At 72.1% G+C, this 10,894-nt stretch carries 10 protein-coding genes; 7 read left to right on the forward strand and 3 right to left on the reverse strand.

The genetic code is table 11. The features are described 5' to 3' along the window. Nucleotides 1-43: 43 nt before the first annotated feature. The 7 genes from AC0L6F_RS05480 to AC0L6F_RS05510 all read left to right on the forward strand — a co-directional run bounded on the left by AC0L6F_RS05480 (nt 44) and on the right by AC0L6F_RS05510 (nt 7,416). Complete coding sequence (locus tag AC0L6F_RS05480; RefSeq protein ID WP_473539472.1) at nt 44-448, forward strand: PTS sugar transporter; 405 nt, start codon at nt 44-46, stop codon at nt 446-448. Then, complete coding sequence (locus AC0L6F_RS05485) at nt 445-720, forward strand: HPr family phosphocarrier protein (protein WP_259612386.1); 276 nt, start codon at nt 445-447, stop codon at nt 718-720. Before AC0L6F_RS05480 ends, AC0L6F_RS05485 begins: the two co-directional genes overlap by 4 nt. Before the next feature lie 2 nt (nt 721-722). Beyond that, on the forward strand, nt 723-2,393 hold the full coding sequence (ptsP, locus tag AC0L6F_RS05490) for a phosphoenolpyruvate--protein phosphotransferase (RefSeq protein ID WP_473539964.1): 1,671 nt from the start codon (nt 723-725) through the stop codon (nt 2,391-2,393). Nucleotides 2,394-2,424: 31 nt separating this feature from the next. Beyond that, nucleotides 2,425-4,095 carry a PTS mannitol transporter subunit IIBC gene (locus AC0L6F_RS05495; protein ID WP_274637798.1) on the forward strand — a complete coding sequence of 557 codons (1,671 nt, stop codon included), beginning with the start codon at nt 2,425-2,427 and terminating at the stop codon, nt 4,093-4,095. Between the two features lie 105 nt (nt 4,096-4,200). After that, nucleotides 4,201-4,641 (forward strand): PTS mannitol transporter subunit IIA, encoded by a 441-nt coding sequence (locus tag AC0L6F_RS05500; protein WP_473539473.1) that lies wholly within the window; start codon nt 4,201-4,203, stop codon nt 4,639-4,641. Continuing rightward, nucleotides 4,638-5,786, forward strand: a complete 1,149-nt coding sequence (locus AC0L6F_RS05505; protein WP_473539474.1) for a mannitol-1-phosphate 5-dehydrogenase — start codon at nt 4,638-4,640, stop codon at nt 5,784-5,786. The genes AC0L6F_RS05500 and AC0L6F_RS05505 overlap by 4 nt, the downstream gene beginning before the upstream one ends. 766 nt (nt 5,787-6,552) lie before the next feature. Continuing rightward, a complete protein-coding gene (locus AC0L6F_RS05510; protein WP_473539475.1) occupies nt 6,553-7,416 on the forward strand; it encodes an endonuclease domain-containing protein in 864 nt (287 codons plus the stop codon). 418 nt (nt 7,417-7,834) lie between these two features. On the opposite strand, the gene AC0L6F_RS05515 is transcribed toward AC0L6F_RS05510, so the two are convergent. From AC0L6F_RS05515 to AC0L6F_RS05525, 3 genes are all read right to left on the reverse strand, one after another. Continuing rightward, nucleotides 7,835-8,950, reverse strand: a complete 1,116-nt coding sequence (locus AC0L6F_RS05515) for an adenosine deaminase (protein WP_274637794.1) — start codon at nt 8,948-8,950, stop codon at nt 7,835-7,837. 49 nt (nt 8,951-8,999) lie between these two features. Beyond that, a complete protein-coding gene (locus tag AC0L6F_RS05520; protein WP_274637793.1) occupies nt 9,000-10,310 on the reverse strand; it encodes a thymidine phosphorylase in 1,311 nt (436 codons plus the stop codon). Nucleotides 10,311-10,480: 170 nt separating this feature from the next. Continuing rightward, nucleotides 10,481-10,882, reverse strand: a complete 402-nt coding sequence (locus AC0L6F_RS05525) for a cytidine deaminase (RefSeq protein ID WP_274637792.1) — start codon at nt 10,880-10,882, stop codon at nt 10,481-10,483. Nucleotides 10,883-10,894 lie beyond the last annotated feature (12 nt).

A 10,894-nucleotide genomic window follows, 5' to 3' on the forward strand; every position in this document is an offset into this window, starting at 1 on the left:
CGGCGAGCGCCCTTGGCCACAATGACCATCAGGAGGACGGTCGATGAAGATCATCGTGATGTGCGGCGCGGGAGCGTCCAGCACGTTCGTGGCACAGCGGCTGCGCGGCGCGATCGCCGAGCGCGGACTCGCGCACAGTGCCGCGGCCGTCTCGCTCGCCTCACTGCCGGGCTGCCTGGACGCCGCCGATGTGCTGCTGCTGGGCCCGCATCTGTCCGACCGCCGTCCCCAGCTGGAACGGGATGCCGCCGCCCACGGCGTGCGGGTGGCGGTGCTGCCCGGCGACATCTTCGGCGATCGCGATGGCCGCCGCGCCCTCGCCCTGGCGGATGAGGTGGCCCGTTCGCCCGTCTCCCCCGCCGACGCCGCACCCACCGACATCCCGCCCATCAGCATCCCGCCCATCAGCATCCCGCCGGAGCGGGCCGACGAGAGGAATCAGAGATGACGCAGGCCACCAGAACGGTGCAGATCGGCTCGGCACACGGGCTGCACGCGCGACCGGCCAAGCTGTTCGCCCAGGCGGCGAAGGATGCCGGCATCCCCGTGACCGTCGCCAAGGGCGACGCGAAGCCGGTGAACGCCGCCAGCATCCTGGGCGTCATCTCGCTGGGCGCCGAGCAGGGCGACGAGGTCACCCTGACCGCGGACGGCGACGGCGCCGAAGAGCTGCTGGACCGGCTCAGCGAGCTGCTGACCACCGACCACGACGCGGCGTGACCATGGCGACCATGACCGGGGTGGGCATCGGCCTGGGCGTGGCCCAGGGCCCGGTGGCGCGGATGGCCGATCCGCTGCCCGCCCCCACCGACGCGGCCAGCACCCGCTCGCCCGACGAAGAGACGGCGCGGGTGCACGATGCCTTGCCCGCGGTGGCGCGCGAGCTCGAGGACCGGGGTGCCAAAGCCGGGGGGCTGGCCCAGGAGGTCCTGGAGGCGCAGGCCATGATGGCCGAGGATCCCTCCCTCGCGGAGGAGATCGACGCGCGCATCACCGCGGGCAAGACCGCCGAGTGGGCGGTCTTCGACGCCTTCGCCGCGTTCCGCGACACGCTGTCGGCGATGGGCGGCTACCTCGGCGAGCGCGCCGCCGATCTGGACGACGTGGCGCAGCGCGTGCTGGCCCGGCTGCGCGGCGTTCCCGCGCCCGGGGTGCCCGACCCCGGGCATCCGTTCGTCCTGGTGGCCCGCGACCTGGCACCGGCCGACACCGCGCTGCTCGACCTGGACAACGTGCTCGGGCTGATCACGACCGACGGCGGTCCGACCTCGCACACGGCGATCCTGGCCCGGGAGAAGTCGATCGTCGCGATCGTCGGGGTGGTCGAGGCGACGGCCCTGACCGACGGCGAGACGGTGATCGTGGATGCCGCGGCCGGCGTGGTCACGACGCAGCCCGGCTCCGACCAGCTGGCCGAGGCACGCCGACGCGCCGACGCGCACGCCGCGGCCGCGACGGCGCCGGTCACGCCGGGCGCCCTGAAGGACGGGACGGCGGTGCCGCTGCTGGCCAACCTCGGCAAGCCGGGCGATGCGGCCGCGGCGGTCGCGCTCGGAGCCGAGGGGGTCGGGCTGTTCCGCACCGAGTTCCTGTTCCTGAGCGCCGACGAGGCCCCCACGGTGGCCGCGCAGCGGGCCGAGTACGAGCCGCTGCTGGCGTCCTTCCCCGGCCAGAAGGTCGTGGTGCGGATGCTGGACGCCGGCGCCGACAAGCCGCTGTCGTTCCTGAACGACGCCGACGAGGAGAACCCGGCGCTGGGGCTGCGCGGACTGCGGGCGCTGCGGGCGCACGAGAGCATCCTGCGCGACCAGCTGACCGCGCTGGCCGAAGCGGATGCCGCGACCCGCGAACGCGGCGAGGGCGCCGATCTGTGGGTGATGGCCCCGATGGTGGCCACCGTCGAGGAGACCCGCTACTTCACCGCACTGGCGCGCGAGCACGGCATCCGCACCGCCGGCGTGATGATCGAGATCCCGGCGGCGGCGCTGCTGGCCGACCGGGTGCTGGCCGTCACCGACTTCGCCTCGATCGGCACGAACGACCTGACCCAGTACACGATGGCCGCCGACCGGGTGCTCGGCTCGGTCGCCGGCTATCAGGACCCGTGGCATCCCGCCGTCCTACGGCTGGTGCAGTCCGTGGGCGCTGCGGGTCGCGCCGCAGACAAACCGGTCGGCATCTGCGGCGAGGCAGCAGCCGACCCCCTGCTCGCACTGGTCCTGGTGGGGCTGGGAGCGACCACCCTGTCGATGGCCCCCGCCGCGCTGGCCGATGTGCGCGCGCTGCTGCGGGACCACACGCTCGACGACGCCGGACGCGTCGCCGAGGCTGCTCTGGCCGCGGACGACGCGGCCTCCGCGCGCGCGGCCGCCCGGGCCGCCGCATCCTCCTGAAAACCACGCACACAAGAAAGAGGCAGTCACCATGACGACGACGTCGCTCACCGCCCCACCGGCGGGTGGCAAGAAGGCCCAAGTCGCAGTCCAGCGCTTCGGCACCTTCCTGTCCGGCATGATCATGCCGAATATCGCCGCATTCATCGCGTGGGGGTTCATCACCGCGCTGTTCATCGCCACCGGCTGGCTCGGATGGTGGACGCCGCTGGCCCCGGTGCTCGGCGGCTTCGGCAACGCCGATGAGATCGGCTGGCAGCACGCGATGACCCAGCTCGCCCAGGCGGCCGAAGGCGGGGCCACGTTCCCGCAGTACGTCGGCCTGGTCTCGCCGATGATCACCTATCTGCTCCCGCTGCTGATCGCCAACACCGGCGGCCGGATGGTCTACGGCGAGCGCGGCGGCGTCGTCGCCTCGATCGCCACCGTCGGCGTGATCGTCGGCACCACCATCCCGATGTTCCTCGGAGCCATGGTGATGGGGCCGCTGGCGGCGCTGCTGACCAAGTGGATGGACCGGATCTGGGACGGCAAGATCCGCCCCGGCTTCGAGATGCTGGTGAACAACTTCTCCGCCGGCATCCTGGGCATGATCCTGGCCATCATCGGCTTCTTCGTGTTCGGTCCGGTGATGACCTGGATCAGCGACGGCCTGGGCGCCATCGTGGACTTCCTCGTCCAGCACGGCGTGCTGCCGCTGCTGTCGATCATCGTCGAGCCGGCGAAGATCCTGTTCTTGAACAACGCGATCAACCACGGCGTGTTCACGCCGATCGGCACGCAGCAATCGCTCGAATTCGGCCGCTCGATCCTGTTCCTGGTCGAGGCCAACCCCGGCCCGGGCCTGGGCATCCTGCTGGCGTTCACGTTCTTCGGCGTCGGCGTGGCACGCGCCTCGGCCCCCGGTGCGATCGTCATCCAGTTCCTCGGCGGCATCCACGAGATCTACTTCCCGTATGTGCTGATGAAGCCGATCCTGGTGATCGCGGCGATCGCCGGCGGCATGACCGGCGTCGCGACCAACGCGATCTTCGGCAGCGGACTGCGGGCGCCGGCGGCTCCCGGGTCGATCATCGCGGTGCTGATCCAGACATCCGGCGACAGCAACTTCGGGCCGGGGTGGGGGTACGTCGGGGTCACGCTGTCGGTGATCCTCGCCGCCACCGTGTCGTTCCTGGTGTCCGCGCTGTTCCTGCTGCGCACGCGCAAGCGGGATCTGGCCACCGAGGGCGCCGGCGATCTGGCAGCGGCCATCGCGCAGACCGAGGCGAACAAGGGCAAGTCGTCCGACGCGCTGTCGGGTCTGCGCGCCTCGGCCGAGGGGACCGCGGCCGGCGAGGGTACGACCATCGCCGACGAGGTGACCGCCGGCGGTGTGGCCGCCGGAGCAGTGCTCACCGACAAGCGGGTCGATCACATCGTGTTCGCCTGCGACGCCGGGATGGGCTCGTCCGCGATGGGGGCCAGCGTCCTGCGCAACAAGATCAAGAAGGCGGGCGTCGAGGGGGTCACGGTGGTCAACCAGGCCATCGCGAACCTGGACGGCACGGCCGACCTGATCATCACGCAGAACCAGCTCACCGACCGGGCCCGGGCGAAGTCGCCGAACTCGATCCACGTGTCGGTGGACAACTTCATGAACTCGCCCAAGTACGACGAGGTCGTGGACCTGGTGCGCGAGCAGCACCAGGATAAGGAGTAACCGAGACCGCCGCGGGGTCGGGCCGGCGTGACGCCCCCGGCCCCGCGGCCCTCGGCCGACATCCGGGTCTCGCAGGTCGAGACATCCGCCAGACAGGAGACAGCCATGGCACGTGAAGTCCTCGCCCTCGGGCAAGTGCGCATCCATTCGTCCGGTGCGACGCAGGAAGATGCGATGAAGGAGGCGGCCGACATCCTCGAGGCGGCCGGCGCGGTCACGAACGCGTACTACGACGCGATGCAGCAGCGCGAGCAGACGGTCTCGACCTACATGGGCAACGAGCTGGCCATTCCGCACGGCACGAACGAGACCAAGGACACCATCCTCGACTCGGCGCTGTCGTTCGTGCGCTACGACGGCGGCGTGGACTGGGGCGGCGAGCCGGTGACGTTCGTGGTGGGCATCGCCGGAAAGGGCGACGAGCACCTCGAGATCCTGTCGCAGATCGCGATCATGTTCTCCGACGACGACGAGGTCGCCAAGCTGAAGGCGGCCGGCACGCCCGAAGAGCTGTTCGCCCTGCTGTCCAGCGTCAACGAATCATGAAGGCCGTCCACTTCGGCGCCGGCAACATCGGGCGCGGCTTCGTCGGCCTGCTGCTGCACGAGGGCGGGTACGAGCTGGTCTTCTCGGATGTCGCGGCCGCCCTGGTCGACGCGATCAACGCGGCCGATTCCTACACCGTGCACGAGGTCGGCGCCGGGGGCCGGGATGTCACCGTGACCGGATTCCGCGCGATCAACAGCGCGGAGCATCCCGACGAGGTCGCCGACCAGGTCGCGACCGCCGAGGTCGCCACCACCGCGGTGGGCCCCACGATCCTGCGCTTCGTCGCACCGCTGATCCTCGAGGGGCTGCGCCGCCGGGCGGCCGACGCGGCGCCGCTGCAGGTGATGGCGTGCGAGAACGCCATCAACGCGACGGACGTGCTCCGCGACGAGATCGTGGCCGCCGCCGGCGACGAGTGGACGTCGCTGTCGGCGCGCGCGGTGTTCGCGAACACCGCCGTGGACCGCATCGTGCCCGGGCAGCCGGAGGGCGCCGGGGTGGATGTCACGGTCGAGCCGTTCTTCGAGTGGGCGATCGAGCGGCCGCCGTTCGGTGCGCACCCGCCGACCATCCCGGGTGCGCACTTCGTCGACGATCTCGCGCCCTACATCGAGCGGAAGCTGTTCACGGTCAACACCGGGCACGCGACCACCGCGTACTACGGCGCCGTGGCCGGGATCGAGCGGATCTCGGACGCCCTGGCCGAGCCGGGCATCGCCGCGCGGGTGGCGGCGACGCTCGAGGAGACCTCGGCGCTGCTGGCGGCCAAGCACGAGTTCGACCCGGCCGAGCTGGCCCAGTACCGGGCGACGATCCTCGACCGGTTCCGCAACCCCGCGCTGCCGGACACGGTCTGGCGCGTCGGCCGTCAGCCGCTGCGCAAGCTGTCGCGGCACGAGCGGTTCGTGGGCCCGGCGGCCGAGGCCGCCGAACGCGGGCTGCCGGTGGGCGCGCTGGTGCAGGCGATGGCCGCCGCGCTGCGGTTCGACTCCGCCGAGGATCCGCAGTCCGTCCAGCTGCAGCAGATGCTGCGCGACCTGGATGCAGATCAGTTCACGACCGAGGTCACCGGGCTCGCGGCATCCCACCCCCTGTATGGGCCCGTGCGCGAGATCGTCGCCGAGCAGCAGGTCGGCTTCTGAGGGACCGGAAGGGTGCTCGCCCGGCCGGCCTTCCCGGCCCGGGGCGTGCAGCCGGCCGGCCTTCCCAGTCCGGGCGTGCACAACTCCGGAACAACGCGCGCCCGAGTGGCCGATCTCCGGCGTGTCGGGCTGCCGGGGGCGAAAAGTCCGGAGTTCTGCGCGGCCACGCCAGGGCAGGGAGCCAGCCAGCTCTCCCGGCCCGGGGCGTGCCGCCGGCCGGCCTTCCCGGCCCGGGGCGTGCAGAACTCCGGAACAACGCGCGCCCGAGTGGCCGATCTCCGGCGTGTCGGGCTGCCCGGGGCGGAAAGTCCGGAGTTCTGCGCGGCCACGCCGGGGCGGGGAGCCACCCGGCTCTCCCGGTCCGGGGCGTGCTGTCGGTCGGCCTTCCCGGCCCGGGGCGTGCAGAACTCCGGAACAACGCGCGCCCGAGTGGCCGATCTTCGGCGTGTCGGGCTGCCCGGGGCGAAAAGTCCGGAGTTCTGCCCGGCCACGGCAAGGCGGGGAGCCAGCCGGCTCTCCCGGCGCGGGCCGTGCTGCCGGCCGGTCTTCTCGGCCCGGGGCGTGCAGAACTCCGGAACATCGCGCGCCTGAGTGGCCGATCTTCGGCGTGTCGGGCTGCCGGGGGCGAAAAGTCCGGAGTTCTGCCCGGCCACGCCAGGGCAGGGAGCCGGCCATCGTTTCCTCCCCAGGGCTGCGATGTGCGCGACATGTCCACAGATTGCCGATCCGCGCCCCACGGCGCGGAGCGGACCGGTGTCATGGGGTCATGGCAGCAGCGACGGCGAAGAAGACTCCGCGCGAGCTGGCCGCCGCCATCCTGCCGGCGACGTTCCTGGGACCGGCCGCGCTCGCCGAGCAGGGAATAGCCCGGCGTCAGGTCGCCGCCCTCGTCGTCGGTGAGCAGCTGATCCGCCTGCGCAACGGCCGCTATGTCGGCCCCGACACGCCGGCCGAGCTCGTCCGGGCCGGTCGCCTCGGGGGTCGGCTCGACTGCGTCTCGCTGCTGAGCTCGCTGGGGATCTTCGTGCACACGCACGACGCCCTGCATGTGCAGGTGCCGCCGAAGGCGAGCCGGCTGCCCGTTCCGGCGCAGGGCGTCATCCGGCACTGGCGGCCGAGTTCACGCCGACGCGGCGCCCTGGCCGCCGATGTCGTCGAGGCACTGGCCCAGGCCTGCCGGTGCCAGCAGCCCCGCCATGCCCTCGCAACGATGGACAGCGCCTGGCATCACGGGATCGTCGACGAGAAGAAGATCAACGCCGTCTTCGCGCGGCTGCCGCGGAGGTTCCGGCGGCTGCGCGGCCTGCTCGACAAGAAGGCCGAGTCCGGACCCGAGACGCTGGTGCGGCTGATGCTGCGCGGTCTGGGGTGTGATGCGGTCGTGCAGGTCAGGATCCCGCGTGTCGGTCGCGTCGACATCGTCGTCGACGGATGGCTCATCGTGGAATGCGACAGCGAGGAGTTCCACTCGGGCTGGACGGCGCAGAAGCGGGACCGGCGGCGAGACCTGGAAGCGGCCGCGCAGGGGTACACCACGATACGGCTGCTCGCCGAGGACATCCTGTACCATCCCGAGCGCGTCCTCGCCGCTCTGAAGGCCGTCCTGACGACCGCACCGCACCGCCGCTGAGCACGGCCGCGTCGCCCGCGGCGCCAGCCGCGGGCGTGCAGAACTCCGGAAATCTATGCCACCGAGCGAGAGTGCCCCGGCGTGTCGGCGGCCGACGCCTCGAATCTCCGGAGTTCTGCACACCGCCGCCGCCCAGACACCGCCGCCGGCCAGGGCGCCGGCGCGCAGAACGCCGGCGCCGGCCGCCCGCGTGCGGAAATCGGCGCCAGCCGCGGGCGTGCAGAACTCCGGAAACCTGTGCCACCGAGCGGGAGTGCCCCGGCGTGCCGGCGGTCGACGCCTCGAATCTCCGGAGTTCTGCGCGCCGCCGCCGCCCAGACCGCGCCGCCGCCGCCCCGACGCCGCCGCGGCCAGGGGCGCCGGCGCGCAGTGTGTCGACGCCGGAACCTCCCGCTCTCGCCGGGGCGGTGGGATGCCGCTAGTCGCCGAACCCGGTGGCGATCACGTCGATCAGCTCGGCGCGCTCCTCGACCGGCAGGAACGCCGCCGCGGCGGCGTTGAGCTGGAACGCCTGGATGTCTTCGAGGTCGTAGTCGAACGTCTCGGCCAGCAGCGCCAGCTCGCGGGTGAGCGAGGTGGCGCTCATCGTGCGGTTGTCGACGTTGACCGTGACCGCGAAGCCGAGCTGGTACAGCAGGTCGAACGGGTGGTCGGCCAGCTCGGTCCCCCAGGCGGCGATCGCGCCGGTCTGCAGGTTCGATGAGGGCGAGAGCTCGAGCGGGATCTCGCGGTCGCGGACCCAGCGCGACAGGTCGCCGAAGCGCACCTGCACGTCGTCGCCCTCGCGCCCGGCGAACTCGAGGTCGGCGGCGATGCGCACGCCGTGACCGAGCCGCAGCGCCCGCCCGTCCAGCAGCGCCGAGCGGATCGAATCCAGCCCGGCGGCCTCACCGGCGTGCACCGTGGCGGGGAAGAACTCGGATGCCAGGTAGTCGAACGCCTCGCGCAGCCGCGACGGCGGGAAACCGTCCTCGGGCCCGGCGATGTCGAACCCGACGGCCCCGCGGTCGCGCCACGACACGGCGAGTCGGGCGATCTCCAGCGCCCGATCGGTGTGCCGCATGGCGCTGATCAGCTGCCCGACCCGGATGTCGCTGCCGGCCGCGGCGGCCGCATCCTCGCCCTGCGCGATGCCCTCCTGCACCGCGGCGACCGCGTCGTCCAGGCTGAGCCCGGCGCTCAGGTGCTGCTCGGGCGCCCACCGCACCTCGCCGTAGACCACGCCGTCGGCGACCAGGTCCTCGACGAAATCACGCGCGACCCGGGTCAGCCCCTCCCGCGTCTGCATCACCGCGAGGGTGAGGTCGAACGTCTTCAGATACTCGACCAGCGAACCCGAGTCGCTCTGCCGGGCGAACCACGCGCCGAGCGCGGCGGCATCCGGTGCGGGCACGTCGATGCCGGCCGCCTCGGCGAGCTCGATGATCGTCGCCGGGCGGACGCCGCCGTCGAGGTGGTCATGCAGCGAGACCTTCGGCAGGCTGCGCAGCGAGACGCCGCCGATCAGTGTGTCGCCGTTCTGGTCGATGGGCATGATTCTCCTTGCCGGGTGTGGGGATGCCGCGGCCGCCGGCCGCGGCCGGTCACGCCGTGATGCGCTCGATGACGATCGGGCGGTGTGCGGGCGATGTCGCCGCAGCCTGCTCGGCGGTGCCGGGGGTGATGTCCCAGGCGCCCTCGAGCGACTGCAGAGCGCGCGGGATGCGCGCCGCATCGTCGGCGCCGAGCGTGAACAACGGCTGACCGGCCGCCACGATATCACCCGGTTTGACGTGCAGGTCGATCCCGGCCGCATGCACCACCGGATCCTGCGGTCGGGCGCGCCCGGCCCCCAACCGCCAGGCGGCCACACCGAAGTCCCAGGCATCCAGCCGACTCACGACTCCCGCGGCGTCCGCGGTGACCGTCTGCGTCTCTTGCGGGGTGGGCAGCGCGCCATCCGGATCGCCGTCCTGCGCGCGGATCATCCGCCGCCAGACATCCATGGCCCGGCCGTCCCGCAGGGCGGCCTCGACGTCGGCGTCCGGCTGCCCGGCCAGGGCGAGCATCTCGCGGGCGAGAGTGACGGTGAGCTCGACGACATCCGCCGGTCCCCCGCCCGCCAGCACCTCGACCGACTCGCGCACTTCGTTGGCGTTGCCGATCGCGCGGCCCAGCGGCGTGTCCATGTCGGTGATCAGCGCGGTGGTGGCCACCCCCGAGTCGCTGCCGAGCGCGACCATCGTCTGCGCGAGCTCCCGGGCCTTCGCGAGGTCGTGCATGAACGCGCCCGAGCCGACCTTGACGTCGAGCACGAGCGATTCGGTGCCCTCGGCGATCTTCTTCGACATGATGCTGGACGCGATCAGCGGCACCGCCTCGACCGTGCCGGTCACATCCCGCAGCGCGTACAGACGCTTGTCGGCGGGTGCCAGGCCCGAGCCGGCGGCGCAGATCACGGCGCCGATCCCGCGCAGCTGCGCGCGCATCTCGTCGTTCGACAGCGCCGCGCGCCAGCCGGGGATCGACTCGAGCTTGTCCAGCGTGCCGCCGGTATGTCCGAGCCCGCGACCGGACAGCTGCGGCACGGCGACGCCGAAAGAGGCGACCAGCGGTGCCAGCGGCAGGGTGATCTTGTCGCCCACGCCCCCGGTGGAGTGCTTGTCGACGGTGCGCTTGCCGAGACCGGCGAAGCTCATCCGCTCGCCCGAGGCGATCATCGCCTCGGTGAGCACCCGGATCTCGTCCCGCTCCATGCCGTTCAGCAGGACCGCCATCGCGAACGCCGCCATCTGGGCGTCGGTGACGTACTCGCGGGTGTAGGCGTCGACCAGCCACCGCAGGGCGTCCGGGGCGATCCCCGTCTTGTCGCGCTGGGCGCGGATGATGTCGACGGCGTCGAACGGCTCGGTCATCGTCGTCTCTCCCCTGTCGTTTCGTCTCGCTGGCGCTCGCTCAACGACCTACCTCCCGATGACTCTCCCCTGTCGTTTCGTCTCGCCGGCGCTCGCTCAACGACCCGCCTCCCGACCCCGCGCCGTCGTTCCGTCTCGCCGGCGCTCGCTCAACGACCCGCCCTCCGCGCTCAACGGCCGGCCCTCTCCAGGTCGCGCGGGCCGAACGCGTCCGGCAGGACCTCGTCGATGGTGCGGATGCCCGAGACGGTGTCCAGCAGCATCCCGGGGATCGCGTGCTCGAACAGGAGCTGCCGGCACCGGCCGCACGGCATGATCGTCTCGCCGTCGCCGTTCACGCAGACGAACGCGACCAGCTGGCCGCCGCCGGACATGTGCAGATCCGAGACGAGCCCGCATTCCGCGCAGAGGGTCACGCCGTACGACGCGTTCTCGACATTGCAGCCCTGGATGAGTCGGCCGTCCGTGACCAGTGCCGCGGCGCCCACGCGGTATCGCGAGTACGGCGCGTACGCGCGCTCGGACGCCTCGCGCGCGGCCGTGTGCAGCGCGTCCCAGTCGATGTCGGTCACGTTCTGCTCCTC

The sequence above is a fragment of the Microbacterium sp. G2-16M genome (assembly GCF_055809115.1).

Bases quoted from the DNA above. Each gene is read 5' to 3' on its own strand.
- ptsP (WP_473539964.1), top strand. From the start codon at position 723: ATGGCGACCATGACCGGGGTGGGCATCGGCCTGGGCGTGGCCCAGGGC.
- AC0L6F_RS05485 (WP_259612386.1), top strand. From the start codon at position 445: ATGACGCAGGCCACCAGAACGGTGCAGATCGGCTCGGCACACGGGCTG.
- AC0L6F_RS05515 (WP_274637794.1), bottom strand. From the start codon at position 8,950: ATGCCCATCGACCAGAACGGCGACACACTGATCGGCGGCGTCTCGCTG.
- AC0L6F_RS05520 (WP_274637793.1), bottom strand. From the start codon at position 10,310: ATGACCGAGCCGTTCGACGCCGTCGACATCATCCGCGCCCAGCGCGAC.
- AC0L6F_RS05505 (WP_473539474.1), top strand. From the start codon at position 4,638: ATGAAGGCCGTCCACTTCGGCGCCGGCAACATCGGGCGCGGCTTCGTC.
- AC0L6F_RS05480 (WP_473539472.1), top strand. From the start codon at position 44: ATGAAGATCATCGTGATGTGCGGCGCGGGAGCGTCCAGCACGTTCGTG.
- AC0L6F_RS05495 (WP_274637798.1), top strand. From the start codon at position 2,425: ATGACGACGACGTCGCTCACCGCCCCACCGGCGGGTGGCAAGAAGGCC.
- AC0L6F_RS05500 (WP_473539473.1), top strand. From the start codon at position 4,201: ATGGCACGTGAAGTCCTCGCCCTCGGGCAAGTGCGCATCCATTCGTCC.
- AC0L6F_RS05510 (WP_473539475.1), top strand. From the start codon at position 6,553: ATGGCAGCAGCGACGGCGAAGAAGACTCCGCGCGAGCTGGCCGCCGCC.